Genomic DNA, 26,984 nt, shown 5'->3' with positions numbered 1-26,984 from the left:
CGTACCCGGGCGACGGGACTTACGGCGTGTCGGCCAGCACCAGTTCCCGCAGCCGCCGGTCGAGTGTCGGGGCGTCCAGACCGCCCGGCCAGCCGCGGAGCAGGGCGCCACCCTTGGCCACCAGCACAACGGTCGGCGGCTCCCGCACCGCGTACGAGCGCCAGATCGTCTGCTGGTCGTCCAGGACGACCGGGTACTCCACCCGGTGAGCGCGGAGGTAGTCCTGGACCTCGTCGGCCTGGTCCGCGCCGGCCACGCCGACGAAAACCACCCGGTCCCGATAGCTGCGGGCCAGCTCACCGAGGGCGGCCTGGCTGCTGGCGCAGGTGGTGCACCAGGAGTTGAAGAAGATGAGCACCACGGGTCGCTGCGCCCACAGCTCGGCGGCGACGAACGGTGTGCCGTCGGTCAGCGCGCCGGTGAACGCCGGGGCGGCCGGGGCGGTGCCGGGCGCCGGGCGCAACGCCAGGTCGGCGGGGACCGGCCCGGGCAGCGTCGCCGCTCCTCCGGCGGGCGTCGGCGCGGGCGCGGGCTCGGGCGTGCTGCATCCGCCCAGCAGCGCCGCCGCCAGCACCAGCGGCAGGAACACCCGCCTCATGATGGCACCACCGCCACCAGCGCCGGGCCCTCGCTGCTGTCCGGCGTCAGGTCGAGCGCCGGGCGACCGTCCACCTCCAGCCGGTAGGAGGTTCGCTGCGGCACGCGCACTCCGACGGCGAACTCGCAGTAGGTGGGCAGGCGCTCGACCCCCAGATCCTCGGCGAAGGCGGCCACCGCGGTCCCCGCCGGCAGCTGCCCGCTGGCCAGCGCCACCCCGTCCGGGTCGAGCACGCGGAACGGCGCCCGGTTGTGGAAGTGCTGGTAGGGGCCGGTGCCGGCGCAGTCCACGCCCGCGGCCCGGATGTTGATGTCACGAACCAGGACCCGGACGGTCGTCGGATCGCCGGCCTCCTGGGCGGCGCCGACGGTGCCGCAGCCGGTCGCGCCGGCCAGCAGCAGGGAGAGCAGAGTCACGATGCTTCGCCGCACGTCATCCTCCTTCCGTCCGCCTGCCGGGTCCGTGGCGGCCTACCGCCGCGGACCCGGCAGGAACGGGGTCAACCTCGGACGCCGGTCAGGACTTCTCGACCCGGCACTGCTTGGTCACCGTCTTCGTCGGGTCGCTCTCCGAGGTCGCGGTGAGCTTCACGAAACCGGTGTTCGCGGCGGCGGCGGTGGCACCCACCGACACCTTGACCGTGGTGGCCTTGCCGAACTGCGCGGTGGCGAGCTGGTTGGGCAACCAGGTTCGCCAGCCCTTGCCGGCCACCTCCGCCGACAGGCGATAGACGTCCGACTTCAGGTACGCGCTGACGTCCTCCGGGTGCTGCTGCCCGCCGGCCGAGTAGGAACCGGTGTTGGTCAGCTCGAACGAGCAGGTCACCCCGCGGTTGGTCGGCTTGCCGCCGCCGGTCACCTCGCCCTTGCCCAGCAGGACGTCGTGGCTGCTCGGCCCGCCGGTGCCGTCCAGCGAACGGACCGCCACCGTGTAGGAGAGCGAGCCGGCCGAGTCCCGCTTGAGGTCGATGATGTATAAGTGCAGTCGGTTGGCCTCGTCGACGTACTCGTACTGGCTGCCGGTGTCCGCGCCGGCGTGGAACAGCGCGTCGGAGAGCTGCCGGTAGTCACCCATGGTGATCTTCTGCGGGGTGCCGTCGGGCCGATAGAAGTCGATCATGTCGATGTCCTGCGGGTTGGAGTCCACCACCCACTGGAACGGCGCGCTGTCGGCGTTCTTCGTCTTGCTGACCAGCACGCCGCTGTCCGGGGTGAAGGAGTCCGCACCCATCCGGTCGACGACCTCGACCGTGTAGTTGTTGAAGTTGCCACCGTCGCACAACGGGTCGGTGGTGACACCGCATGTCGGCGACAGGTCCTTGTTCAGCGCGATGTTCACGCCGCTCAGACCCTTCGGGCCGGCGTCGACCGCCCGGGCCGTGACCTGCGCGACCACCAGGCCCGAGGAGGCCAGCGACTCCCGCGAGAGCCGCAGCACGTGTTCCTCACCGAGTAGGCCGATCTTGAGCTTGTCCCGCACCGTGTGCAGCGAGCCCATCGAACCGCCGTTGGTCGGCGGGATCTGCCAGCGGGTGTGCGGACCGCCCGGGCCGTTGAACGACCCACGCGACATCATGCTCCAGATCCCGGTGTACGCCCTGCGCAGCGGCTCGCCGTACGGGTTGTTGTAGTTGTCGCCGATGCCCAGCAGGTGGGTCAGCTCGTGAGCGTAGACGCCCATGCCGGAACTCTCCCCCTGCGTCGAGGAGCCGCCGCCGGCGTTCGGCCACAGTGTCGCCGCCGCCTTCCACGAGGTCCAGTCCACGTAGCGGGTCTTCGCCCAGTTCGGCAGGTTGGGGTCCGGCGGGCCCCAGGCGTCCGGCACGTCCTCCTTGTTCTGGAAGATCATCTGCCCGAACTCCTGCCAGGTCGACGACTCGTCCTGGCCGGCGCTGAGGATGAACACCAGCTCGTACTGGTTGGCGACCTCCTCGCCGACGGCAGCCCGCCAGGCGCCCAGGCCGTCGGTGCGGATGTTCTTGCCGCACACGTCCCCGCTCGGGCAGGCGCCCGGGTTGAACCCGTTGTCCAGCCCGTACTGGTAGGACTTGGCCGGCATCTGGTACGGCCCGAACCCGGTGAGGTCGACGCCGTAGCGACCGTTGGAGTCCTGCATCCAGTACTCGTGCAGCGTGTGGCCCTTGTTGAGGGTGTTCGGGGTGTTCAGGAAGTCCTGGTAGAACGTCGGCACGTCCGCCCGGGGAATGTTTGTCGCGACGGACTGAGGGTTGCCGAAGACCGTCGAGCGGGCCCGCTGGGACACCGCGAACGTCTCGTCCGGATAGTCGAGCGCCACCAGGGCGATCTTGAAGTTGCGGACCGAGCCGGACACGCTCGGGTCGGCCCAGTTCTTGCCGGGCACGGCCTTGTAGTCGTTCCAGGTCATCGTGTCCGGGTTCTGCCAGGCCTGCGGATCGAGGACCTGGAACGGCGCGGTGCCGCCGGCCGGGTTGGCCGGGGCCGCGGCGGCCTGCGCCGCGCCGGTCGCCACGAGCGTGGTCACCACGGCTGCGGCCAGCACGGCCCGCCTCAGCCGGGTGCGGTGGGGGGTAGCACGGTGCACGGAACCACCTCTCGTCGGAGGAAACGCGGCGCCGGCGTTCCGGTGGGGGTGGAGGGGAACACCTGTCAGCAGGCCGCGCAGCGAATCTAGGAGTACGGGCCGGTGCCGGTCACTGTGCAGATGTCGGCAGGTGGGCCGGCGACTTCCGACACCTGAATGACCGGCGCCCACCGGAGGATCAGCCAGGGCCCGTCCCGGAAGCCGGATCGGCAGTTGCCGCGAGGGCCCGCAGCACGTCGCGGCGCACCCGGTCGGCGGCAGTCCCGGACAGCGGTCCGCGCGGTGGGCGGCACCGCCCACCGAACCGTCCGGCGCACTCCATGGCGAGCTTGACGGCCTGCACGGCTTCCGGCCGGGAGGCCCAGCCGAGGATCGGGTGCAGCTCGGCGTAGAGCGGCAGCGCCCGGCCCAGGTCGCGGGCGGCGCACAGCTCGTACAGGCGCACGGCCTGGCGGGGCAGCGCGTTGGGCAGGGTGGCGACCCATCCGGTGGCGCCACACAGCACCAGTTCGAGCACCACGTCGTCCGCGCCGACCAGCACGTCCACGTGCGGGCAGAGGTCCCGCAGGCGGTGCAACCTGCGTACGTCGCCGGTGACCTCCTTGACGGCGACGATCCCGTCGATCTCGGCGACGGTCGCCAGCAGGTCCGGTGTGAGGTCCAACCGGGAGTCGTACGGGTCGTTGTGGGCGACGACCGGCAGGCCGATCGCCGCCACCTCCCGGTAGTGGGCGACCACGTCGGCGGCACGAGCGGCGGGTCCGTCGGGCGGCCGCGCGAGCACGCCGTGGGCGCCGGCCTCGGCGGCCTGCTCCGCCCAACGGCGGGCCTGCCTGCTGCCGTAGCCACCGACGCCCGGCACCACAGCGCAGCCGGACGGCGCGGCCTGCACCGTCGCCCGCACCACTGCGGCCCGCTCATCGTCGGAGAGGGCCCGGTACTCCCCCATCGACACGCACGGCGCGAATCCGTCACACCCCTCGGAGGCGAGCCAACTGACGTGTTCCTGGAGCTTGTCGAAGTCGACCGACAGGTCGGCGCGAAACGGCGTGGCGATGGCGACCAGCACGCCCCGCCAGGGCCTACCAGCTCCCACTCGGCGATCCCCCGCCCGTCATCCCACCCGCACCGTGCGCGGCGGCGCTGGTGCGGTCCGTACCGGAACCCTAGGAACGCCCGTCGCCCCCGGTCTTCGGACAGATGCCGGAACAGTCGCGGCGACGTCCGTCTTTTTGTCGTGACTTCGACAGTGGACCTTGCGCGATGACCCACCGGCACCGGAGGGTAAGGACTGGCGGTCGCGCGATCCCTGTCACGCAGCGCAACCTGGGGAGTTACATGCACGGTGAGCTCCAGCGAATCGTCGACGCCGTCGCCGCCCGGGTGGGGCGACCCGCCCTCATCGAGGACCGGCGGCAGCGGGTGGTCGCCTACAGCGAGCACGACGGCCCGATGGACGACGTCCGCCGGACGTCGATCCTGCGCCGGCAGACGACGCCGGAGGTGATCGCCTGGTTCCGGGACAAGGGCGTGCTCACGGCGCACGCGCCGGTCCGCACCCCCGCGTGCGCCGAGCTGGACCTGCTGGCGAGGGTGTGCGTGCCGATCCGGCACGACGACCTGCTGCTCGGGTTCGTCTGGTTCATCGACGCGGACGGTTCGATGACCGACGCCGACATCGCCACCGCGACCGGCCCCTTCACCGACCTGTCGTTGGCCCTGTACCGGGAGAACCTGCTCGGTGAGCTCGCCTCACAGCGCGAGACCGAGGCCACCCGCACCCTGCTGGTGGAGAGCCGGCAGGCGCGCGAGCACGCGGCGCGGGCGCTGGTGGAGGAGGGGGTGGTCATCGCCGACGGGTCGACAGTCGCGCTCGTCGCCCAGCTCGTGCCGGCTCCCGGGCGGCAGCCCGACGAGGTGGCCCGGATCGCATTGGAACAGGCCCTGGTCGCCACCCGCCGATGGATCGGCGTGCGGGAGACGCTGCACCTGGTCTGGCACGACCACGGGGTGCTGCTGGTCTGCGGCGACCGGGTCGCCGGCCGCCCCTCGGCGGAAGCCTCCGCCGGGCACCTCAACGACGCGTTGGGCACCGCGACCCGGGGCCTGGCCTCGGTGGGCCGGACGGTCACCGGGATCGGCCAACCTCGCGCAGGGCTGTCCAGCGCTGTGGAGTCCTACCAGGAGGCTGCGCAGGCCGCCCGGGTCGGTGTGCAACTGCCCGCGTTGGGCGGGGTGGTCTCCTGGGCCGGCCTGGGCATCTACCGGGTGTTGTCTCAACTGGACAGCCAGCAGCTCGACGTCGCGGGTGTTCATCCCGGGTTGGAGCGGCTGCTGCGCGACGATGCCCACCAGGTGCTGCTGGAGACCCTGGAGGCCTACCTTGACCTGGCGGGCAACGCGCACGCGACCGCCGAGAAGCTCCGACTGCACCGGACGACCCTCTACTACCGGCTGCAACGGGTGGAGCAGCTCGCCGGGACCGATCTCAAGGACGGCAACGAACGGCTGTGCCTGCACCTGGCCATGAAGCTCGGTCGGCTCACCGGTCACTACCGCACGCCGTAAGGCGGCCGCCCGCCCGTGGTGCCACCGCGGACAGCCGGTCCCGGGCGTTCCTCGTCAGACGAGGCGGGTCATCCAGCCGTACGGGTCGGCGGCCCGGCCGTACTGGATGTCGAGCAGATGGCGGCGCAGCCGCATGGTCACCGAGTCCTCGGCGCCGGCCTTCGGGGCCGTCACCTCGCCGCCGTCCCAGACCAGGCGCCCGACCGGCGTGACCACCGCGCCGGTGCCACACGCGAAGACCTCGGTGATCGCGCCGGAGGCCACCCCCTCCTTCCATTCCCTGATCTCCACCGGGCGCTCCTCGACCTCCAGGCCCAGGTCCTTGGCCAGGATGAGGATCGATCCCCGGGTGACGCCCTCGAGGATCGTGCCGAGTTCCGGGGTGATGATCCGGCCGTCGGCCGTGATGAAGTAGACGTTCATGCCGCCGAGCTCCTCCACGTAGCGGCCCTCGGCGGCGTCCAGGAAACAGACCTGCTCACAGCCGTGCTCGGCGGCCTCGACCATCGGCGCCAGGCTGGAGGCGTAGTTGCCGCCGCACTTCGCCTCGCCCGTGCCGCCCCGCGCCGCCCGGGTGTACTCGGTGGAGAGCCAGATGGAGACCGGCTTGACGCCACCGGAGAAGTACGCGCCGACCGGGCACGCGATCACCATGTAGGTGATCTCCTTCGCCGGGCGAACCCCCAGGAACGGCTCGGAGGCGAACATGAACGGCCGCAGATAGACGCTGTATTCGTCCTCGTCCGGCACCCACACCTGATCGGCACGGACCAGGCCCTCGACCGAGGCCATGAAGTCCGGCACCGGCAGTTCGGGCAGTGCCAGCCGCCGGGCGGACCGGGCGAAGCGCTCGCCGTTGGCCTGCGGCCGGAACGACCAGATCGAGCCGTCACGGTGCCGGTACGCCTTCATCCCCTCGAAGATCTCCTGGGCGTAGTGCAGTACGGCAGCCGCCGGGTGCATGAGGATCGGACCGAAGGGGACGATCTCGGAGTCCTGCCAGCCGCCGTCCGGCCTCCACACCGCCCGTGCCATGTGGTCGGTGAAGTGCCTGCCGAACCCCGGATTCGCCATGATCTCGGCTCGCCGCTGCGCGCTCGCCGGGCTCGGATTCTGGTGCAACGGGAACGGCAGGCTCATCGCCGGGTCCTCTCAATGGCCGCATCCCTGGGCGCTCAGGTCACCGAGAACGAACACGCAGGGGGGAAGGTTGTCGGATGACAGGTGCAGAATACCGACCGTATTGTCGCCGGCCGTAGACCGCCGAGCCGCCGCCCCACTTCGTCGAGATCGCGCATCGCACCGGCGTCCAACTCGACCACGAGGCCGCCGCCGAGGTCACGAAATTCTGCGCCGCGGTCGTCGCACGGCGAATGGTTGGACGCGGGCGTCCTTGCCCGACTGCTTGACCGAGGACACCCGCCGGATCACCCTGGCAACGGCCCGAGCGGCGATCTACCTGCTGCATATCCGCGGCCGGGGCCCTAGTCCCTTCGTCGGTTCGGTCTACACGGGTGACCTACCCGGTGCCGGCCGACGAAACCGTGCGAGCTCGACCCGCGCGCCCTTTCAGGCGGTGAGGGAAGCCGTACGACGGGAGGATGGCGTTCTTGCCGTGGGCGGCCACTCTCGACCCTGTGATGGACGGCCAACCTGGCGTCGAGGCAGTGTCGCGGGAGCCAGCATGGGCGGCATGGGTTTTCGGGAGGAGGCGGACGCGATCTGCTGGATCGCTATCCGCTGGCGGGTAGGTGGATGACGAGGATGACGGTGTCGTCGTGAACGTGACCGGCGGTGAAGGTGGTGACGGCGTTGTCGATCGCGTCGACGAGCCGACCGGCGGAGGTGGCGCCGTTGCCAGCGAGGACGTGGTGTAGTCGCTCGATGCCGAACAGTTCACTGCTGTCGGCGCGGCGGCCTTCGGTGACCCCGTCGGTGTAGAGGATGAGGCTGTCGCCGGGGCGTAACACGGTGCGCTTGTCCCGTAGGACGGGGTGGTCGATGAGGCCGATGGCCACGCCGTGATGGCCGAAGGACTCCACCCGGCCGTCAGCGCGGCGGATCAGGGCGGGCTCGTGTCCGGCGCAGCTGATCTGGGCGCTGACGCCCTTGGGGTGCAGGCCCAGGGCGGCATAGGCGGCGGTGAGGAAACGAGGATCGTTGGTCTGCCAGGCACGCAGTGTGGTGTTGAGGGTGGCGAGGTTGCGGCTCGGGGTGATGAAGCGGCCCGCTGTCGCGCGCAGGGTGTAGCGGGCCAGTGCGGTGGTCTTGGCCGCTTGCGGACCCTTGCCGCACACGTCGCCCACGACGACGGCCCAGGTGTCGCGCGCCGATGGGAAGACGTCGTAGAAGTCGCCGAGGACTTCGGCGGTGCCGCCGGCGCCGCGCCGGTAGCGGACGGCGATCTCGACGCCGGGCACCTGTGGCAGGTGTGGGGGCAGCAGGCTTTCCTGCAGCGTGTCGGCCAGTTGTTGCGCCTGGTCGGCGGCGGCGCGTGCGTCAGCGGTCGCCTCGTTGGCCCGGGTCGTCGCGGCCTGAGCGTGGATGGTCGCCGTCTCGGCGTCCTCGACGGCTTCTCGCAGTGCGATCTCGCCGGCTGCCGCCAGCGCGAGAGTCTTGAGGACTTCGATGTCGTGGGGGGTCCAGTGCCGTGTCGAGGTGTCGACGGCGCAGAAGGTGCCCAGCACGTGACCGTCCGGGGAGCGCACCGGGAAGCCCGCCCACGCGGCGACTCCCATCAGCTCGATGGAAGGGTTGTCAGCGGTCCGCGGATCCACGCGGGCGTCGTCGACGATGAGTTCGGCGTCGGCCTCGATGACGTATCGGCAGAACGACTGCTGCACGCTGTTCTGCCGGTCGGCGAGGTGGGTGCTGCTGACGCCGATGCAGCTCTTCCAGAATGATCGGGTCTCGTCGACCAATGTCACGAACGCGAATGGGGTGCCCAGCAGGGTCGCCGCCAGACCTGTCAGCCGGTCGAACGCCACTTCCGGCCCGGTGTCCAGCAGCCGGGTGCGGTACACCGCGGAGATGCGGGCCGGGTCGAGGACACGGGGGTGGTCCTGCGTCGACCGGGTCACCGGCCCGCCTGATTCACCACTGCGAGCTGCGTGACCAACGGTGCGGGCAGCGGGCGGTCGCGGCGCTGCCGGTGTCAGCATGATCAGCTTCCGGCATGGGGTCATTGTGACCACACCGCCGCCACTGGTGGTAGCGGCCGATCGGCTCTGCCGCTGAGCGATCTGTCACCGGTGTCGCCGGAAGTTGCCTGACCCGTACCGGCGGCTCAGGCCGTGGGCCGTGTCAGGCACTGTTCGGTGTTCTCGGAACGAATCGTGTGGTGGTGGACACGAAGCCGATGCTTCGCCGTCAAATTCGGCCGGTGCGACGTAGCGTTGAGGGCTGCCCGGGGCGGGTCCGCCTGCCGCACGCCTGGTTGACGCTGATCCGCGAGCTGAAGATGGTGAACGCCCGGTGCCCGTAACGAGTGATCCACAGGTGGTCGCGCTACCGCCGACAGCTGCCGCACCGGTGATCCCGGCGGTGTTCCGATCCTCCACGGCCCCGCCCCGCCGCACGCTGGTCGACATTCTCGACGACTCCGTGCGCGCGCATCCTGAGGCTCTTGCTCTCGACAACGGTGCTACGGCGCTGACGTACCGCGACCTGGCCGATGAGGTCGAGGCCTTACGGAGGTCGCTCGCCGGGTACGGAATCGGTGTCGGCGATCGGGTTGGCGTCCGGATCTCCTCCGGTACGGCAGAGCTGTACCTGGCTATCCTCGGCGTTCTCGCGGCGGGCGCGGCCTACGTGCCGGTCGACGCGGACGATCCCGAGGAACGCGCCGAGCTCGTGTTCGCCGAGGCGGGGGTCGTGGCGGTCCTCGGTGACGGGCTGGCGGTGTCGCTGCGCCGTACCCCCGCGGGTCGATGCGGCCGGCCCGGCCCGGACCACGACGCCTGGATCATCTTCACCTCCGGTTCGACGGGCACCCCGAAGGGTGTGGCGGTCAGCCACGGCGCGGCGGCGGCTTTCGTGGACGCCGAGGCGCAGTTGTTCCTCACCGACGAGGCCAGTGAGCCGATCGGCCCACAGGATCGGGTCCTGGCCGGGCTGTCGGTGGCATTCGACGCGTCCTGCGAGGAGATGTGGCTGGCGTGGCGGCACGGCGGGTGTCTGGTGCCGGCCGCGCGGTCACTCGTCCGTAGTGGCGTTGACCTCGGTCCGTGGTTGGCCGAGCAGCGCATCTCGGTGGTGTCCACGGTGCCGACGCTCGCTGCGCTGTGGCCGGTCGACGCGCTGGAGGAGGTCCGGCTGCTGATCTTCGGTGGGGAGGCCTGCCCACCGGAGCTGGCGCAGCGCCTGGCCGTCGAGGGTCGCGAGGTCTGGAACACCTATGGACCGACCGAGGCGACGGTGGTCGCCTGCGCCGCGCGGTTGACCGGCGAGGAACCGGTACGCATCGGGCTGCCACTGGCCGGCTGGGAGCTCGCCGTGGTCGACGGCTTCGGTGTTCCGGTCGAGATGGGTGAGACCGGTGAGCTGGTCATCGGTGGGGTGGGACTCGCCCGCTACCTGGACGAGGCCAAGGACGCCGAGAAGTTCGCGACGCTGCCCGCGCTCGGCTGGCAGCGGGCGTACCGCAGTGGGGACATCGTCCGGGCGGAGCCAGAAGGGCTCCTGTTCGTCGGTCGCGGTGACGAGCAGGTGAAACTCGGCGGACGTCGGATCGAGTTGGGTGAGATAGACGCCGCACTGCAGGCGCTGCCCACCGTCGCCGGTGCGGCTGCGGCGGTGCAGCGCACCGCCGCGGGCAATCAACTGCTGGTGGGGTACGTGGTTCCGCACGACGGCGCCGCATTCGATGCCGCGGCGGCGGCGCTGCGGATCCGTGAGCAACTGCCGGCCGCGCTCGTGCCGCTGCTGGCCGTGGTGGATGCGCTGCCGACCCGGACATCAGGCAAGGTTGATCGGGCCGCGCTGCCGTGGCCGCTGGCCACCGCGGGCGCCACGGTGGCTGAGCTGACCGCGACGCAGGAATGGCTCGCCGGCGGTTGGGCGGAGATCCTGGGCGTACGCCCCACCGAGGCGGACGCGGACTTCTTCACCTGTGGCGGCGGCAGCCTGAACGCGGCGCAACTGGTGGCGTGGATCCGGCACCGGCACCCGCGCGTCTCGGTGGCCGACATCTACCTCCACCCGAAATTGTCGCGGCTCGCGGCCGTGCTCGACGCGCTCGACAGTTCGGCGGTGACGCGCCGTGAGGTCCGGCCGGTGCCGAGGCGCGCCGGGCTGATCCAGGCCGCGATGATGGTGCCGATGCTCGCGCTGGTCGGGCTTCGCTGGTTGACCGTTCTGGCCGCCCTCGGCAACGTCCTCGCCCTGTTCGCTCCGGCACCTTGGGCACCGGTCGTTTCCTGGTGGTGGGTGGCCCTGGGCTGGCTTGTGCTGTTCAGTCCGCCGGGTCGGATAACCCTGGCCGCCGCGGGAGCGCGACTGCTACTTCGTGGGGTCCGCCCCGGCAGCTACCCGCGCGGCGGCGGTGTGCACCTGCGGCTGTGGGCCGCCGAACGCCTCGCCGAGCTGAGCGGCGCCACCAGCGTCGCCGGAGCATCCTGGATGATCACTTACGCCCGGGCCCTTGGCGCGCAGATCGGGGCCGACGTCGACCTGCACTCCGCGCCGCCGGTGACCGGCCTGCTGAAGCTCGGCCGAGGCGCGGCGATCGAGCCGGAGGTCGATCTGTCCGGCCACTGGGTCGACGGCGATGTCGTCCGCATCGGCAGGGTTCGCGTCGGGGCCGACGCCCGGGTCGGGTCCCGCAGCACCCTGATGCCGGGCGCTCGGGTCGGCAAGGGTGCCCGGGTCGCTGCGGGCTCGACGGTGGCCGGCGCCGTACCGCCGAACCACCATTGGGCCGGCTCACCGGCCGCCGCCGCTGGCAAGAAGGATTCGAACGGGTGGCCCGGCCGGCGTCCCCCTCGATCGCGGATGGGCGCACGCCTCTGGCCGCTCGCGTATGGGATGACCGCCCAGGTGCTGGGGCTGGTTCCGGTCGTGGCGGCCCTGCCGGCGCTCGCCCTGCTCGGCTGGACGCTCGCCGTCCGACCGACGGTCGGCGCCATGCTGGGTGCCGTCGCGGTGGCGACCGTCGCCTACGTGGTGGGCTACGCGCTGCTGGTGCTCGGAGCGGTCCGGGCGCTCAGCGTCGGTCTGCGCGCCGGCTATCACCGGGTGCAGGGGCGGGTGGCGTGGCAGGTCTGGACGACCGAGCGGCTGATGGGGATGGCCCGGGTCGGACTGTTTCCGCTCTACGCCAGCCTCTTCACACCGGTGTGGTTGCGGCTGCTGGGCGCGAAGGTGGGACGCGGAGTGGAGGCATCCACAGTGCTCGCGCTGCCGGCGATGACCACTGTGGCTGACGGGGCCTTCCTGGCCGACGACACAATGGTCGCGACCTACGAGCTGAGCCACGGGTGGCTGCGGGTTGCCCCGGCCCGCATCGGTAAGCAGGCGTTCCTCGGCAATTCAGGAATGGCGGCGCCAGGGCGTTCGGTGCCCAAGCGTGGACTTGTCGGCGTGTTGTCGTCGGCGCCGTTCAAGGCGAAGAAGGGCTCGTCGTGGCTCGGCGCACCGCCGATGCCGCTGCGCCGGACCGTGGAGGCAGCCGACACCAGCCGCACCGTCGACCCGCCGGTCCGGTTGAAGCTTGCCCGGGCGGCGATCGAGTTGTGCCGGATCGTTCCGGTGATGTGCGCCGGTGCCCTGGCGGTCGGCGTCCTGGCCGTACTCGCGCTCGTGTGGCGCGCTGTCGGGTGGTGGGCGGCCGCGCTCGGGGCCGGGCCGGTGCTGCTGGGTGCGGCGCTCGTCGCCGCCGCCATCGCAACGGCCGCGAAGTGGCTGCTGGTCGGGCGTTTCCGGGTGGCCGAGCGCGCGCTGTGGACCTCCTTCGTGTGGCGCAACGAGCTTGCCGACACGTTCGTCGAGGTCCTCGCCGCGCCGTGGTTGGTGCGCTTCGCGACCGGCACGCCACTGCTCGCGGCGTGGCTGCGCACGCTCGGCGCGAAGATCGGCCGGGGTGTGTGGCTGGAGACCTACTGGCTGCCCGAGTACGACCTGGTGCGCCTCGGCGACGGCGCGACGGTGAACCGCGGTTGTGTGGTGCAGACCCACCTGTTCCATGATCGTGTGATGAGCATGGACGAGGTGACGCTGGGCGCGGGAGCCGCGCTGGGCCCACACGGCATCGTTCTGCCGGGCGCGAGCATCGGCGCGCGGACCACCGTCGGGCCCGGTTCGCTGGTGACCCGCGGTGACGCCGTGCCGTGCGACAGCCGGTGGTTGGGGAATCCGATCACCACCTGGCCGGCGCCAGCGGCACGGTCGGCATGAGTCCGAAGGCGTCGGCGTCGAGCGGCGCAACGTCCGGCGCCAGCCACTCCGGCGACTCCTACCTGCCCGAGCACGGCAACGGCGGCTACCGGGTGCTGCACTACGACCTCGACCTCGACTACCGGGTCGTGTCGAACCGCCTCGGCGGGCGGGCGGACATCACCGCGGTGGCCGTGCAGTCGTTGTCGCGGTTCACTTTCGATCTCGGTCGGCTCCGCGTCCAGGACGTCCGGGTGGACGGGCGACCGGCGAAGTACCTGCACCGGCCGGACAAACTGCAGATCAAACCCGAGCGGCCGATCGGTGCCGGGGACACTTTCCGGGTGGAGGTCCGGTACGCGGGAAAGCCGGTGCCCATCTCCGGCCGTTGGGGCGAACTCGGGTGGGAGGAACTCACCGACGGGGCGCTCGTGGCCAGCCAGCCGAACGGATCGCCGTCCTGGTTTCCGTGTGACGACCAGCCGGGCGCCAAGGCCACCTTCCGGGTGGCGGTCACGACCTCCTCCCCGTACACAGTGCTGGTGACTGGCGATCCGGTGCTCCAGCGCCGGGGCGCGGGCAGCACGACCTGGCTGTACGAGCGACGCGAGCCCACCTCGCCGTACCTGATGAGCGTGCAGATCGGACGCTACGAGGTGGTGGACCTGACCGTCGGTGCGGTGGTGCAACGCGCCGCGATCCCGCCCGCGCTGCGCAGGAACGTCGCCCACGACTTCGGTCGGCACGGCGAGATCATGTCGGCGCTGCAGCGGCTCTTCGGACCGTACCCGTTCCGCGAGTACGTGGTCGTGGTCGCCGACGACGACCTCGACGATCCCGTCGAAGCGCAGGGCATGGCCGTCTTCGGCCGGAACCACGTCGACGGGCGGCGCACACACGAACGGCTTGTCGTCCATGAACTGGCCCACCAGTGGTTCGGCAACAGCCTGACGGTGGCGGACTGGCGGCACATCTGGCTCAACGAGGGCTTCGCCACGTACGCCGAGTGGTTGTGGTCGGGCGTCTGCGGCGGCCTGCCCACTGACGCCCTTGCCGCACAGTGGTACGCGTGGGTCGCGGATCGTCCGCGCGAGGTCGTCGTCGCGGATCCCGGCGTCGACCGGATGTTCGACCCGCTGGTCTACAAGCGTGGCGCGCTCGCGGTGCACGCCCTGCGGAAGAGGGTCGGTGACGACTCGTTCTTCGCGTTGCTGCGAGCCTGGGTCGCCGAGCACCAGCACGCGACGGTGACGACCGAGCAGTTCCGGCTGCACGCCCAGCGCTTTGCCCGCGAGCCACTGGATGATTTGTTCGCTGCCTGGCTCGACAGCCCGACGCTGCCCCCGCCACCCCGCTGACCGGGGCCGAGACGCGGCCGCCTCGCGAAACCGGATGCCGGTCCCGCAACGACCGACGCAGCCGCCCGCGGCTGGCCGGCTGGGCCGGGACCGGCACCTCGACGGTCACTGCCGGAGCCACCAGGGGCTGGTGTAGGCCACGCCGAAGTCGTTACACGGGTGGCCGGCTGGGCCGGGGGTGCCGTTGGGCACTGACGGGTCGGAGATCCGGAGCACCACCCAGTCGCCGTCGGCGACGTTGAGCGGCACTGTGAAGTCGGTGACCTGGCCGTTGACGGTGTCGATGACGTCGACGACGGTCGGCGCCGAGGTGCCGGGGCGGAGGACCTGGATCCGCAGGGGCTTGCCGTCCCAGGCCGAGCCGCGGTCCAGGTCCAGCAGGAACCGGACGTCGCCGGAGGTCACGTTCAGCACCCCGCCCATGCGTACGCCGTTGGCGGTGGCGTCCACCCGTAGCCCCGAGACGCGGGTGGCGAAGGAACGGCGGGAGGCCATCGCCTCGAACACCGCCGCGCGGGTGTTCTCGGCGACCCACAGGCCGCTGCGGCCCTTGCCCTCGTGGAAGCCCCACGTGGTGCCGTGCTCGTCGGTGACACCGGTCAGAGCGGGCCGCCAACCGGCGTTCAGGCAGGCCACCAGCGGCGACGCCACGCCCGACGACCAGCCCTCGAACAGGAAGTCGTCGGTCCGGTTGAACATCTCCAGCCCCACGAGCTGATCGCGGACCGAGGCGTTGAGGGAGAAGTTGTTGAACCGGCCCGCCTCCCGACCGGGGTGGTTGAAGCTCGCCAGACCCCCGGGCCGGCCGGCGAGCCAGTTGTACAGGCTGCCGGGGCTGCCGGCCCGCAACAGGTCGGCGAAGTCGGAGGTGTTCCAGACGTTGATGTGGCCCTGCAACGGATGCGACCACTCGAATCCGCGGATCGCTGTGAACTGACCGGGGTCGTTGGCCGCGTTGGCCAGGTCACCGGTGGTCCGCCACTCGGACGAGCTGAGCCCGTCGATGGCGAAGAGGGTGGCGTGATCGGTCAGCGCGGCGACGTCCAGGCCGGCCTCGCGCATCGAGGCGAACGCGGCCTCGGCGCTGCCGTCGCCGTCCGACATGACCGTGTGGTTGTGCATGTCGGCGTGGACCAGCGTGGTGCCCTGGGTGATCAGGGACGACCGGCCGGCGCCGACCGCAGCGGTCGGGGCGCCGGCCATCGTCGTGTTGGTCGCCCTGGCGGCGGTCGGCAGCGCGGCCAGCATCAACGTTCCGCCGGCACCGGCCAGGAGCGCCCGTCGGCCGAGGCCCGCGGGAATCTCCACCTGGCCGTACGGCACGTCGTCGTCGGATCCGTTGTCGTGGTGGCAGTGGTGTGGGTGATGTGCGGTCATGGCTATATGGATGTAGATGGATCTGGCCGAGACGTCAAGCCGAGTCGTCGGTCAGGCGAACACTGCGGTACGCGTCGTGTTGCTGGGTGAGGGTTGGTCGCCGGACCAGGTCGGACGCGGCTCGTGCGTCCCGTCTCGCCAGCTCTCTGCGCGAGGTGATGCCGAGCTTGCGGAAGATCTTGCGTAGGTGATAGTCCACAGTGCTCGGGCTGAGGAACAGTTGTGCCGCCACCTCGCGGTTGGAGGCGCCGTTCGAGACCCGCCGCGCGATGTCCCGCTCCTGGTCGGTCAGGCAGCAGCTCTGGGCAAAGTGGTTGGTCGTGTCGTGGCCGGCCAGCCTGCCGCGCAGTTCGCGGCGCGACGCGACGCCCAGCCGGTGGAACACTCCGCGCAGGTGATGTTTGACGGTGTGGGTGCTGATGACCAGGTTCGTCGCGACCTCGACGTTTGTGGAGCCGGCCGCCACCAGCAGGGCGATCTGTTCCTGCCGTGGGGTCAACACCGCACGGGGAAGGGCTCGGGCAGGCTCGGCTACGACGCAGCGCATGGTGCTCCTCGGGCGAGGGTTCGGGGTCTCGACGACCATCCGATCGCACCGCGGTGCACGACGAGTGCAGACTGAGTGCTCGCCCTATCCGCTCACGACGCGCCCCTCATCAAGCTCAAGCGGGCCCGGACATACGCGACCATTGTCCGGTATGTCTCGGCCTGCTCCAGGCCGGAGAACTCGATCAGTTCCCGGAAGCCGTTGTCGGCGATCAGGTTCTCGAACTGCTGGCACCCCCGTTCCGCGCGCACCAGGTCGCCCAGATCGAAGGCGGCCCGCGCGAGGATCGCCGCGACGGCACAGCGGGGACCGTCCGACTCACAGACGCCTTCGGTCAATCCCCACTCGGACACCTTCACCGCTCGTTCGAGCCGGCCAAGTTTCCAGGAGGACTCGGCGATGAGCTGTGCGTAGTAGATTTTCAGGTGGTCGAGGTGCTGCGCCACGGCAATGGCCAGGCCTTCGTCCGCGAGCCGTGTGCCGGTCTCGAACCGATCGGACCCCAGGAGCGCTCTGGTGAGAGTCAGCAGCGATACGGCGAGCAGTTCCTGGTGCCCCGACTGCCGGGCAAGACCCACCGAACGTTCGCCGTACGCGTTGGCGGCATCGTGGTCGCCACGCGACAACGACAACACGGCGAGGTTTCGCAGGACGTCGGCCTGTCCGGCCAGCTCTCCAGCGCCTTCGAAGATGGACAGGGCTCGACGGAGATGTTCGTCGGCCTGCGGCAGCGGGGCGAAGGCCTCACCGACGGTACGGAGAAGTTCGGCCTCCATCAGCGGCTCACCGAGCACGCTGACCAGATCGAGGATCGCGAGTACGGTCTGCGTCCGGCCCGGGGGTATGGAGTTGCTGCCCGGCGCCGAGGCGGCGAGGACCATGGCCGCCGCGTCCCGCCCCAGGCCGTGGGCGAGGGCCAGGTCGATTGTCGCCCACAGCGCGGCCCGTTCCCGTGCGTACCAGGCGGCAGCCCGTGGCACGCTGTCGAACGATTCAGGCGTCACCTCTGACGGCGGTTCGCCGACGGCGCCGACTGGCTGCCGGTGGTGCCTCGCGTACGCGGCACGGGCCGAGTGCAGGTAATGCGTGATGAGACGCCGCTCGTACTCCGGTCGTTCCTGATCCTCGTCGAGAAGCTCACCCGCGTAGGCACGCAACAGGTCGTGCAACACATACCGCCCGGCCTGCGACTCATCGAGCAGACTCGCTGTTACCAGTTCCATGAGCAGCGCGCGCGCCTGTGCGTGGCCGACCCCGGCGACACTGGCAGCCGACTCCAGCGAGATCAGTGGGCCTGGGTGGACGGCGAGGGTACGAAACGCCTGCGCCGTTGCTGGGTCGAGGGCCTGGTACGACCACGAGAACACCGATCGGACATCGTCGGTCGAGTCCGTGCTGGACAGGGCGTCGAGTCTCGCGGACGGCGCCGAGACGTCGCTGACGGCCGCGCTCAACGGCAGGGCCGGATTGAGGGCCACCCGGGCCGCGACGATCGCCAGTGCGAGCGGCAGCCCGGCGCAGAGCGTGATGACCTTCTCCAACGCCTCCGGGTTCGCTGTGGCGCGACGGGCCCCGAGGCGGTTGATCAGAAGCTGGCGGGACTCGGCCCCGGTCAGCCGGTCGACCTGCAGGTAGCGTGCACCCTCCCGGGTGACCAGGCTCGTCATCCGGTTGCGGCTCGTCACGATAACCAGACAGCCCCGGGAGGCTGGCAGCAGCGGGCGGACCTGATCGGAGTCGCGCGCGTTGTCCAGGAGGATCAGCAGCCGACGACCGAAGAGGCGACTGCGGTAACGAGCTGCCTGCGCGTCGACGGTCTCCTGCGGTGACGACACCGCCGCCTCGCCCAGTGACGCGAGCAACGTGGCGAGCGCCTCCTCCGGTGACATGACGCGTCCGTCCGGATCGAGGCCCCTCAGGTTCAGGAACAACTGGCCATCGGGGAACTCGCTGGCGATCTGGTGGGCCCAGTGCACGGCGAGCGCGGTCTTGCCGATGCCACCCATGCCGCCGAGCACGGTGATCACGATGGTCGCATCGCTGAAGGCGTCAGACAGGTGGTCGTCGAGCACGGTGGCAACGTCGTTTCGGCGGACGAAGCCCGCGACCTGTGGCGGCAGCTGTGCGGGCCGGGGAGCCTCCGGCGGGCGCAGTTCCTCCTGCAGGGTCCAGCCGCTGGCGAGCAGTTCCCGGTACGCCTCCCGCAGCTCCGGCCCCGGGTCCACCCCCAGTTCCTCGGCGAGATGTTGACGGGTCCGCTCGAAGACCCGCACCCCTTCCGCCCGGTGACCGGTGGCCACGTACGCGCGCATCAGGCACGCCTGTAACGCCTCGTCCAGCGGCACCGCGGCGGCCACGCTCAGCAGCGGGGTCAACACGGCGTCGGGCATGCCGTGGGCGATCGCCGCCTCGCTGGCCGCGAGCGCCACCGCGACGCGCTCCCGTTCGATGGCGACGAACTCCGGCGACCTCAACGCGCTGGCCGGAAGGTCGGTGAACGCGGGGCTGCGGCCAAGCTCCAGAGCGGTCAGGTACGCCCGGACGCCGGGCATGACGTCCTCGCTGGCGAGCGCCTCGCGGGCCCGCCGGACCAACTCGCGGTACATGGCCAGGTCGGAGGCCTCGGTCGCGAGGGTCAGCCGGTAGCCCGTACCGGCCGGTAGGAGGTACCGACCGGTTTCGCGGACGTCCAGGTCCGGTTCGAGGATCCGCCGGAGGTTCCCGACGTGCCGGTGGATCTGGTTGGCGGCGCTGGGCGGCGGTTGTTCGTCCCACAGGCTGTCGATGATGGTGTCGAGGCTGACCGCGTCACCCCCGGCGGCGAGGAGCTTGGCCAGGATGATCCGCTGGCGGACCGGGCCAAGATCGACGTCTGAGCCGTCTCGCCGGCAGCCGAGACCGCCGAAGACCTTGAACTCGCAGTGGGACGGCGGCCCGTCCGGCAGCCTGCGGTCGGGCGTCGTCACGATTGACATCCTAGGGATGGAAGGACAGCGGCTTCGCTTTTCGGCCCAGCCTGCGGTTTGCCCCGGGTCCCCCGCATCGCCCACTTCTCGTTGTCTGTCGAGTCGGTCGCCAATAACGGGGACTACGTGGTTCGGGTGATTCGCGAAAGGGTGTCATCTCCGTACCTTCGGCATGGTTCCAACGCGGAACGCAAGCCCAAGGAGTGCGCATGCCCCATGTCACAGTTGGCTCAGAGGGAGCCGACCCGATCGAGATCTATTACGAGGATCACGGCGCCGGTACGCCTGTGGTGCTCAGCCACGGCTACCCGCTGAGCGGGCAGGCCTGGGAAAAGCAGGTCTCCGCACTGCTCGCAGCCGGTTACCGGGTCATCACGTATGACCGGCGTGGTTGGGGCAATTCCAGCCAGCCCGACGGTGGGTACGACGTCGACACGTTCGCCGACGACGTGAACGTGCTGCTCACGAAGCTGGATGTCCGCGACGCCATTCTCGTGGGTCACTCGATGGGAACCGGCGACGTTGCCCGGTACCTGGGTCGTTACGGCACCGAGCGGGTCGCGAAGGCCGTGCTGATGTCGCCGATCCCGCCTTTTCTCCTGCGGACGGACGACAACCCCGACGGCGCACCGCAGTCGTTGTTCGATGGGTTCATTCAGGCCGCGCGGGCGGACCGCAACGGGTGGCTCGAGCAGTTCCTAAAGAACTTCTACAACTTCGACGTCTACGGCGGCTCGCTGGTCAGCGACGACGAGTTCCAGGCAAGTGTGAACGTGGCAGTGGCCGGATCTCCTGTCGCCGCGGTGGCCTGTATCCCGACCTGGCTCACCGACTTCCGTGCCGACCTGTCCAAGATTGACGTGCCGGTACTCGTGATTCAGGGCGACCAGGACCGGGTCCTGCCCATCGGGGTTACCGGCCAGCGGGTGTCCGCCTTCGTCGGTGATTCGCGGTTGCTCGTCATCGAGGGCGGGCCGCACGCCATTGCCTGGACCCACAGCGATCAGGTCAACGCCGCCCTGCTCGACTTCTTTGCGAAGTGACGTGAAAGGAAACACTGTGACATTGTCCTTCCGGCGGCGCCTCATTTCCGTAGGCGTGGCCATCGGTGCCCTCACCCTGGTAGGTGCCGGTATCGGCACCGCGCAGGCCTCGACGAGTAACGCTTTGCATTCGCGCCCCGCAGCGGTCAAGCCGACAGTCGTGCTCGTGCACGGGGCGTGGGCGGACGGGTCGAGCTGGGACAAGGTGGCGGCCAAGCTTCAGCACGACGGCTACCGGGTAGTCACGCCGCCGAACCTCCTGACGGGCGTGCAGAACGACGCCGCGAATCTGCGCGCGTACCTGGACACCATCACCGGACCGATCGTCCTCGTCGGGCACTCGTACGGCGGCATGGTCATCACGAACGCCGCTCTGGGCGACAAGCAGGTCAAGGCCCTGGTGTACGTCGACGCGTACATCCCGGAGCAGCACGACACGGTGCTGTCGCTGACGTCGGCCGTGCCGGGCTCGGTCTTCGCGGCCGAAGCGTCCACCGTCTTCGACCAGGTGGCGATCCCCGGTGACGACCCGCACAACGTCAACCTCTACGTGAAGCCGTCGATCTTCGGCAAGGCGTTCGCCGACAAGAGCATTCCCGCCAAGGACGTGGCGGTGCTGGCCGCCCGGCAGCGTCCACTGGCCTTCAACGCCCTGGTCGAGGAGTCCGGCGAGCCGGCCTGGCACACCATTCCCTCGTGGTCGGTGATCGGCAAGCAGGACGCCGTGATCCCCGCCGCTCAGCAGATCGCCATGTCCAAGAGGGCCAAGGCGCACGCCATCGAGATCAACGCCCCCCACCTGTCCATGGTCACCGACGCGGGAGCGGTCACCAACCAGATCGAGGCGGCCGCCAAGGCGACCGACTGACACGACAGCCGGCCGTGGCATCGCTCACCGCGATGCCACGGCCGGCTTCTTCGCCGTTGCCGCCGAGGGTCAGGAGACCGTCAGGCGGTCGTCCGGGCCGCCTCCAGGATGACCTCGGTGACCTCACCGGGATGCGAGATCAGGCCGAGGTGACCGGCGTCGATCCGGGTGATGTCGGCCCCCGCCCGCTTCATCATCTCCTCCTGACGGGCCGGCGGGATGACCCGGTCCTCGGTGCCGATCACCGCCCATACGGGGATCGTCTTCCACGCCGGCTCCGTGGCCGGCTCACCCAGGGCGTTCGTGGCCAGGGCGCTCTGGGACACGGCGAGCACCTCCGCCTGCCGCCGGGGCAGGCCGTTGGCGAAGCCGGTGATGAATATCTTCGGCAGGACGTACGCGTCGACAGCGCCTTCCGGGGCGCCAGGGAACGGCACGAGCTTGAAGACGCTCGTGGGGTCGGTCAAGGCCGGCTCGAGCACCGAGCCGGAGCCGGCGGTGAGTTCCTCCACGGTCTCACCCTTGTCAGGGGCGAAGGCGTCGACGAACACGAGTGCCTTGACGTTCTTGTTGCCGGTCGCGGCGTCGCTCGCCACGAAACCGCCGTACGAGTGGGCCGCGACCACGATGGGACCTTCGATGGTGGACAGGAAGTCCTTCAGGTAGCCGCTGTCGATCGACGGCCCCCGGTTGGGTTGTGGCGCGACCTGGACATCGAAGCCGCGTGCCTGGAGTCTGCTGACCTCCCCACTCCAGCTCGAGCCGTCGGCCCAGGCGCCGTGCACCAGGACGATTGTCGGTTTGGTGCGACGCCCCTCGTCCGGCGTTGGTCGCCCACCGCCGTCCGCGGACACGCCTGGGGCGGCTGAGCCGAGCACCGTCACCAGGGTTGCGGCGGCGAGCGTTGCGGCGATGCTCTTCGGCCGACGTAGCGAGATACCGAGCACGTTCTTCCCCCTCGTTGGTCAGTCGTTTGGGAACGCGGGCAGATGTGCACGGTTGCCAACGCGACCCGGTCCAAGCCGCAACCGGCCGGCCGCGCCGCTGAGCAGCGCGTGTACCGATGGCGGCAGGCTCCGCTGCCGCGATGACGTGCCTGATCGCCCGACCTCACCGTATTCGCGCCGAGGGCGAATCTCGGACAGAAGAGGAAAATAACTCAAGTTTCACCTTGCAGTAGGACACGCCGTCAAACGGGCCTGCTCAACGGACCAGCGGACGCGACGACCGGCCCCCGCGAAGAGTCGCCGCACGCAGGTTCGTGGCCACGAGGGTCGGCCACTCCCCCGACTTCCCGGTATCTGTAAACAACCCTTGATATTAAGTCTCATGAACGTCAATATGTGGAGGTCGCGGGTCATCGAAGCCTGGGGAGTGAGCCATGAGAAGCCGTCGAATATTCGCAGTGGTAGCCGGGGCGGCGATGACCGTCACGGCCGCCGTCGCCTTCGTCCCCAGCAGCATGGCGGCCATGCCCTCGGCCAACGCCGTCCCGATGGTCGCCTGCACCGCCCCCACCTGGGCCGAAGGCCCCACCTACCAGGCGGGCACCCAGGTCACCTACGGCGGCCGGCTCTACCAGGCGCTGGTCACCCACACCGCACACCCCGGCGCCGGCTGGAACCCCGCCTCGACCCCATCGCTGTGGCGTGACCTCGGCGCGTGCTCGGGAACCACGCCACCGCCCACCACGCCACCACCGACGACCCCGCCGCCCACCACCCCACCACCAACCACACCTCCCCCCACCACACCGCCGCCGACCGGTGGGACCTGTGCGGTGAAGTCGCGGCCCACCGGCAAGGTGTTGCAGGGCTACTGGGAGAACTGGGACGGAGCCTCCAACGGCGTACACCCCGGCCTCGGCTGGATCCCGATCACCGACAGCCGGCTCAACCAGCACGGCTACAACGTGATCAACGCGGCGTTCCCGGTGATCCGCTCGGACGGCACCGTCCTCTGGGAGAACGGCATGGACGTCGGCGTGAAGGTGGCCACCCCGGCCGAGATGTGCCAGGCCAAAGCGGCCGGCGCCACCATCCTGATGTCGATCGGCGGAGCCGCAGCGGGCATCGACCTGAGCTCCGCCGCCGTCGCCGACCGGTTCATCGCGACGATCGTGCCGATCCTGACGGCCTACCACTTCGACGGCATCGACATCGACATCGAGACCGGCCTGACCGGCAGCGGCAACATCAACACCCTGTCCACGTCGCAGGCCAACCTGATCCGGATCATCGACGGCGTGCTGGCCCGGATGCCGTCGAACTTCGGCCTGACCATGGCACCGGAGACGGCCTACGTCACCGGCGGCAGCGTGGTCTACGGCTCGATCTGGGGCTCGTACCTGCCGATCATCAAGAAGTACGTGGACAACGGCCGGCTCTGGTGGCTGAACATGCAGTACTACAACGGCAGCATGTACGGCTGCGCCGGCGACTCGTACCCGGCGGGCACCGTGCAGGGCTTCACCGTGCAGACGCAGTGCCTGAACAACGGGCTCACCATCCAGGGCACCACCATCCGGGTGCCGTACGACAAGCAGGTCCCGGGTCTGCCGGCGCAGATTGGGGCGGGCGGCGGCTACCTGCCGACGTCGCTTGTCACGCAGGCCTGGAACTCCGTGCCCGGCCTCAAGGGCCTGATGACCTGGTCGGCGAACTGGGACGGGTCGAAGGGCTGGACCTTCGGCGACAACGTGAAGCGCCTGCAGGGCCGCTGACGGGTGACGGCGCCGGGCCTACCGCCAGCCGGTCTTTCCGGCGGGCGGTAGGCCCGGCGCTTCGAATGGTCGGCACACCGGAATCGCACTCGGTCGTGCGGCGCGCCGACCAGGAACGAGAAGTCGTGCCACCATTGCGAACCAAAGTTCGGTGCCGCTGCGATAGGTAGGCATGACCGTCCAGGACGACGTCGGCCTCCTGGCCCTGATCGCAGGCGGCGACCGGAACGCGTTCGAGGCGTTCTACCGCCGGCACGCGCCGTGGCTGCGTCTGCGCCTGTGCTACCGCTGCGCCGACGACGCCCTCATCGACGATGTCGTGCAGGAGACGTTCCTCGCCGTGTGGACCGGCGCCGCGGCTTCCTTCCGCCCTCGCGACACCGACGCCGCTGCCTGGCTGTGGCGAATCGGGTCGCGCCGGCTCATCGACGCGCTGCGTCGCCGCACGTCCCGCGACCGGCTCGGCCGGCTTCTGGCCCGCCTGCGCGGCCGCGACGAGTCGTCCGCCGAGGAGCAGGTCCTCATCGGTCTCGAGCACGGCGACCTCGGCGGCGCCCTCGCCCGTCTCTCCCCGGAGCTACGCGCCGTCATCCGCGCCACCGTCCTCGACGGCCTCTCCACCGCCGAGGCCGCCGTCCTGCTCGGCATCCCCGCCGGCACCGTCAAGACCCGGGCGATGCGCGCCCGCCGGCAGCTGCGAGAGGAGTTGACATGACCTGGCATCTACTCGACGAGGACCTACGGGCCTACGCCACCCGTACCCTCGCCGCCCCTGGTCTGTGGTCCACGGAAGCGCACCTGGTCGCGTGCGGTGAGTGCCGCGAACGCCTCGCCGCCGCCGCGACAGTCGACCTCCGGTGGGCGGTCGACGGCGGCTGGGCCCGCCTCGACGCCACCCTGGACGCGCCGCGACCGGGGCCTGTCGAACGCTTGATGACCACGGTGGGCGTGCCTGACCACACCGCGCGGCTGCTCGCGGCGACGCCGGCGCTGCGACTGTCGTGGCTGCTGGCGATCGCGGTCACTGCCGCGTTGACGGCGACGGTCGCCGTGTTCACCGACCCGGTCGTCTTTCTCGCCGTAGCCCCGCTGTTGCCGCTGGTCGCTGTCGCGATGTCCTTCGCGCCCGGCATCGACCCCACCGACGAGATCACTGTGGTCGCTCCGATCCGCTCGTTCCGGTTACTGCTGTTGCGGTGCCTCGCTGTCCTGTCCGCGACCACCGCGCTGTCCGCCGTGGCCAGCCTCTTCATCTACGAGTACGGGCTGCGCGCGACCGGCTGGTTCCTGCCCTCGCTCGCCCTGACAGTGCTGTCGGTGCTGCTCTCGCCTCGGCTCGGCGCGGTGCCGGCCGCGGTCGTCGTCGGCGTCGGCTGGGCGGCGGTGGTCGCCGTCACCGTCGGCGACCGGCTCATCTTCACAGTGGCCGGGCAGGTCGGCGTCGTGATCGTTGGCGGGATCGCCGCGGTGGCGCTGTCCCGTCAGCGCGGCACCTACGACCGCTACCACGTCCCCAACTTCATGAGGAGGGTTTCATGACTGCCGTTCAGGCAACCGGTCTGGCGCTGCGGTACGGGCGCACCACAGCGCTGGAGGACGTGTCGTTCACGTTGCGCACCGGGGTGACCGGGTTGCTCGGCCCGAACGGCGCGGGCAAGACGACGCTGCTGCGGATCGTGGCGACCGCCCTGCCGGCCGACGGCGGATCGCTGCGGGTCTTCGGCCACGACCCGAGCACACCACCAGGGCGGCTCGCGGTCCGGCGGCTGCTGGGCTACCTGCCGCAGGACCCGGGCTTCCACCCGTCGTTCACCGCGTTCGAGTTCGTCGACTACGTCGCGATCCTCAAGGAGCTCACCCACCGGGCTACGCGGCACACCGAGGTCGCCCGGGTGCTCTCCGCCGTCGGCCTCGACGACCGACGGCGATCCCGGATCCGGACCCTGTCCGGCGGCATGAGGCAACGGCTCGCGCTGGCGGCCGCCCTGGTCGGCGACCCGGACCTGGTCATCCTCGACGAGCCGACGGTCGGCCTCGACCCGGAGCAGCGGCTGCGGTTCCGGGAGCTGATCGCGGACCTCGGCGAGCGCAAGACGGTGCTGCTGTCCACCCATCAGACCGAGGACGTCATGTCGCTGTGCCAGGAGGTGATCGTCCTCGACCGGGGCCGAGTGCGGTTCGAGGGCACCCCGGTGGAGCTGGCCGGGCTGGCCGCCGGTCGGGTGTGGACGAGCGCGGCGCGCCAGGCAGGGGCGTTGGCGTCGTGGCGGACGGGCACGGGGCTGCACCGCCACGTCGGCGACCCACCACCCGGGGCCGCGCTGGTGCAGCCGTCGATCGAGGACGGCTACCTGACGCTTGTCGGCGTCGTCACCGAGGCATCGGCGGTCGCGGGCGGCACGCGATGACCGCGACCCTGACGGTGGCCGCGTCGGCCCGTCCGACGCCGTCGTCCACGCACGGGCGTCGGCGAGCGATGCTCGCCCTCACCCGGTTCGAGTCGGTCCGGATGTTGCGACACCCGCTCACCATCGCGGCCGCGCTGCTGTTCCTCGGCCCGTGGCTGTGGGGCTCGTTGTCCGGCTCGGCCAACCGATATCCGGTGCTCCCCGACGAGCTGATCACCATCCAGCTGCTCGCGTTGCCGGTCCTCGGCGGGTCGGCGCTGATCGTGGCGAACCTCGTCACGCTACGGGCGCACCGACACCACGTCGACGCGTCCTACGACGTGCTGGTCCTGCCGCCGGCCTGGCGGGTCGGCGGGTTCCTGCTGGCACTGCTGCCGCTGGCCGGCCTCAGCCTCGTGCTCGTCGGCGTCCGGGTCGGGGTCTCCGCGGCGCTCCCGGGCGCTGCCGGGTCGGTCGACGTCGCCACGTTGCTGACCCCGTCGGCGCTGACGCTGCTCCTCGGCGCCGTCGGGGTGCTCGCCGGGGTGCTGATCCGCTCCGTGCTGGTCGCCCCCCTGCTCGCCCTGCTCGTCCTCGTGCTGGAGTACGCGGCGATC

Annotated in this window: 20 protein-coding genes; 10 read left to right on the top strand and 10 right to left on the bottom strand. The window is 70.5% G+C overall.

The genetic code is table 11. The annotated features are described in order from the left end of the window. Nucleotides 1-19 precede the first annotated feature (19 nt). The 4 genes from OG992_RS00100 to OG992_RS00085 form a co-directional block, all read right to left on the bottom strand. Nucleotides 20-598 (bottom strand): redoxin domain-containing protein, encoded by a 579-nt coding sequence (locus OG992_RS00100; protein ID WP_266301883.1) that lies wholly within the window; start codon nt 596-598, stop codon nt 20-22. Then, a complete protein-coding gene (locus OG992_RS00095) occupies nt 595-1,029 on the bottom strand; it encodes a hypothetical protein (protein WP_238684193.1) in 435 nt (144 codons plus the stop codon). The genes OG992_RS00100 and OG992_RS00095 overlap by 4 nt, the downstream gene beginning before the upstream one ends. Before the next feature lie 85 nt (nt 1,030-1,114). After that, a complete protein-coding gene (locus tag OG992_RS00090) occupies nt 1,115-3,160 on the bottom strand; it encodes a M6 family metalloprotease domain-containing protein (RefSeq protein WP_266301882.1) in 2,046 nt (681 codons plus the stop codon). 178 nt (nt 3,161-3,338) lie between these two features. After that, on the bottom strand, nt 3,339-4,256 hold the full coding sequence (locus OG992_RS00085; RefSeq protein ID WP_266301881.1) for a dihydrodipicolinate synthase family protein: 918 nt from the start codon (nt 4,254-4,256) through the stop codon (nt 3,339-3,341). 242 nt (nt 4,257-4,498) lie between these two features. Between OG992_RS00085 and OG992_RS00080 the strand changes: the two genes are divergently transcribed. Then, on the top strand, nt 4,499-5,728 hold the full coding sequence (locus OG992_RS00080; RefSeq protein ID WP_238684196.1) for a CdaR family transcriptional regulator: 1,230 nt from the start codon (nt 4,499-4,501) through the stop codon (nt 5,726-5,728). A 54-nt stretch (nt 5,729-5,782) separates the two neighbouring features. Here the strand turns inward: OG992_RS00080 and OG992_RS00075 are convergent, their stop codons facing one another. Both OG992_RS00075 and OG992_RS00070 read right to left on the bottom strand, forming a co-directional pair. After that, nucleotides 5,783-6,868 (bottom strand): branched-chain amino acid aminotransferase, encoded by a 1,086-nt coding sequence (locus tag OG992_RS00075; protein ID WP_266301880.1) that lies wholly within the window; start codon nt 6,866-6,868, stop codon nt 5,783-5,785. A gap of 593 nt (nt 6,869-7,461) precedes the next feature. Further along, nucleotides 7,462-8,808, bottom strand: coding sequence for a PP2C family protein-serine/threonine phosphatase (locus OG992_RS00070; RefSeq protein WP_266301879.1), 1,347 nt, complete (start codon nt 8,806-8,808; stop codon nt 7,462-7,464). Nucleotides 8,809-9,202: 394 nt separating this feature from the next. Here OG992_RS00070 and OG992_RS00065 point away from each other — a divergent pair, with 394 nt between their 5' ends. Next, the gene (locus tag OG992_RS00065; RefSeq protein WP_266301878.1) at nt 9,203-13,120 is read left to right on the top strand and encodes a Pls/PosA family non-ribosomal peptide synthetase; all 3,918 of its coding nucleotides are present in this window, start codon (nt 9,203-9,205) and stop codon (nt 13,118-13,120) included. Next, nucleotides 13,117-14,457, top strand: a complete 1,341-nt coding sequence (locus OG992_RS00060) for a M1 family metallopeptidase (RefSeq protein ID WP_238684200.1) — start codon at nt 13,117-13,119, stop codon at nt 14,455-14,457. Before OG992_RS00065 ends, OG992_RS00060 begins: the two co-directional genes overlap by 4 nt. A 105-nt stretch (nt 14,458-14,562) precedes the next feature. On the opposite strand, the gene OG992_RS00055 is transcribed toward OG992_RS00060, so the two are convergent. The 3 genes from OG992_RS00055 to OG992_RS00045 all read right to left on the bottom strand — a co-directional run bounded on the left by OG992_RS00055 (nt 14,563) and on the right by OG992_RS00045 (nt 19,431). Beyond that, the gene (locus OG992_RS00055; RefSeq protein WP_266301877.1) at nt 14,563-15,834 is read right to left on the bottom strand and encodes a CehA/McbA family metallohydrolase; all 1,272 of its coding nucleotides are present in this window, start codon (nt 15,832-15,834) and stop codon (nt 14,563-14,565) included. A 34-nt stretch (nt 15,835-15,868) separates the two neighbouring features. After that, nucleotides 15,869-16,381, bottom strand: coding sequence for a LuxR family transcriptional regulator (locus tag OG992_RS00050; protein ID WP_266301876.1), 513 nt, complete (start codon nt 16,379-16,381; stop codon nt 15,869-15,871). A 92-nt stretch (nt 16,382-16,473) separates the two neighbouring features. After that, nucleotides 16,474-19,431 carry a BTAD domain-containing putative transcriptional regulator gene (locus OG992_RS00045; protein WP_266301875.1) on the bottom strand — a complete coding sequence of 986 codons (2,958 nt, stop codon included), beginning with the start codon at nt 19,429-19,431 and terminating at the stop codon, nt 16,474-16,476. A gap of 125 nt (nt 19,432-19,556) precedes the next feature. On the opposite strand from OG992_RS00045, the gene OG992_RS00040 reads away from it, so the two are divergent. Together OG992_RS00040 and OG992_RS00035 are read left to right on the top strand one after the other, a co-directional pair. Next, entirely contained in the window at nt 19,557-20,390 is an 834-nt protein-coding gene (locus OG992_RS00040; RefSeq protein WP_266301874.1) for an alpha/beta fold hydrolase, read from the top strand. A 166-nt stretch (nt 20,391-20,556) separates the two neighbouring features. Next, nucleotides 20,557-21,258, top strand: a complete 702-nt coding sequence (locus OG992_RS00035; RefSeq protein ID WP_266301873.1) for an alpha/beta fold hydrolase — start codon at nt 20,557-20,559, stop codon at nt 21,256-21,258. An 80-nt stretch (nt 21,259-21,338) separates the two neighbouring features. Here OG992_RS00035 and OG992_RS00030 read toward each other — a convergent pair whose 3' ends face one another. Beyond that, the gene (locus OG992_RS00030; RefSeq protein WP_266301872.1) at nt 21,339-22,205 is read right to left on the bottom strand and encodes an alpha/beta fold hydrolase; all 867 of its coding nucleotides are present in this window, start codon (nt 22,203-22,205) and stop codon (nt 21,339-21,341) included. Nucleotides 22,206-22,639: 434 nt separating this feature from the next. On the opposite strand from OG992_RS00030, the gene OG992_RS00025 reads away from it, so the two are divergent. The 5 genes from OG992_RS00025 to OG992_RS00005 all read left to right on the top strand — a co-directional run. Beyond that, complete coding sequence (locus OG992_RS00025) at nt 22,640-23,980, top strand: glycosyl hydrolase family 18 protein (protein WP_266301871.1); 1,341 nt, start codon at nt 22,640-22,642, stop codon at nt 23,978-23,980. 172 nt (nt 23,981-24,152) lie between these two features. Then, nucleotides 24,153-24,695 carry an RNA polymerase sigma factor gene (locus OG992_RS00020; RefSeq protein WP_238680895.1) on the top strand — a complete coding sequence of 181 codons (543 nt, stop codon included), beginning with the start codon at nt 24,153-24,155 and terminating at the stop codon, nt 24,693-24,695. Continuing rightward, nucleotides 24,692-25,519 (top strand): hypothetical protein, encoded by an 828-nt coding sequence (locus OG992_RS00015; RefSeq protein ID WP_238684203.1) that lies wholly within the window; start codon nt 24,692-24,694, stop codon nt 25,517-25,519. Before OG992_RS00020 ends, OG992_RS00015 begins: the two co-directional genes overlap by 4 nt. Next, nucleotides 25,516-26,388, top strand: a complete 873-nt coding sequence (locus OG992_RS00010) for an ATP-binding cassette domain-containing protein (protein ID WP_238684204.1) — start codon at nt 25,516-25,518, stop codon at nt 26,386-26,388. The genes OG992_RS00015 and OG992_RS00010 overlap by 4 nt, the downstream gene beginning before the upstream one ends. Next, nucleotides 26,385-26,984: hypothetical protein (locus tag OG992_RS00005; RefSeq protein WP_266301870.1), on the top strand; the 600-nt coding region annotated here is incomplete at its 3' end. The genes OG992_RS00010 and OG992_RS00005, both read left to right, overlap by 4 nt.

It is taken from the genome of Micromonospora sp. NBC_00362, assembly GCF_026342155.1.
Lineage (GTDB): Bacteria > Actinomycetota > Actinomycetes > Mycobacteriales > Micromonosporaceae > Micromonospora > Micromonospora hortensis.
The sequence above is the reverse complement of the archived record's forward strand: the minus strand, read 5'-3'. Positions and strand labels throughout refer to the sequence as shown.

Excerpts from the sequence above, each read along its gene's own strand:
- OG992_RS00050 (WP_266301876.1), bottom strand. The coding sequence starts at position 16,381 with ATGCGCTGCGTCGTAGCCGAGCCTGCCCGAGCCCTTCCCCGTGCGGTG.
- OG992_RS00020 (WP_238680895.1), top strand. The coding sequence starts at position 24,153 with ATGACCGTCCAGGACGACGTCGGCCTCCTGGCCCTGATCGCAGGCGGC.
- OG992_RS00040 (WP_266301874.1), top strand. The coding sequence starts at position 19,557 with ATGCCCCATGTCACAGTTGGCTCAGAGGGAGCCGACCCGATCGAGATC.
- OG992_RS00075 (WP_266301880.1), bottom strand. The coding sequence starts at position 6,868 with ATGAGCCTGCCGTTCCCGTTGCACCAGAATCCGAGCCCGGCGAGCGCG.
- OG992_RS00055 (WP_266301877.1), bottom strand. The coding sequence starts at position 15,834 with ATGACCGCACATCACCCACACCACTGCCACCACGACAACGGATCCGAC.
- OG992_RS00100 (WP_266301883.1), bottom strand. The coding sequence starts at position 598 with ATGAGGCGGGTGTTCCTGCCGCTGGTGCTGGCGGCGGCGCTGCTGGGC.
- OG992_RS00015 (WP_238684203.1), top strand. The coding sequence starts at position 24,692 with ATGACCTGGCATCTACTCGACGAGGACCTACGGGCCTACGCCACCCGT.
- OG992_RS00025 (WP_266301871.1), top strand. The coding sequence starts at position 22,640 with ATGAGAAGCCGTCGAATATTCGCAGTGGTAGCCGGGGCGGCGATGACC.
- OG992_RS00080 (WP_238684196.1), top strand. The coding sequence starts at position 4,499 with ATGCACGGTGAGCTCCAGCGAATCGTCGACGCCGTCGCCGCCCGGGTG.
- OG992_RS00010 (WP_238684204.1), top strand. The coding sequence starts at position 25,516 with ATGACTGCCGTTCAGGCAACCGGTCTGGCGCTGCGGTACGGGCGCACC.
- OG992_RS00060 (WP_238684200.1), top strand. The coding sequence starts at position 13,117 with ATGAGTCCGAAGGCGTCGGCGTCGAGCGGCGCAACGTCCGGCGCCAGC.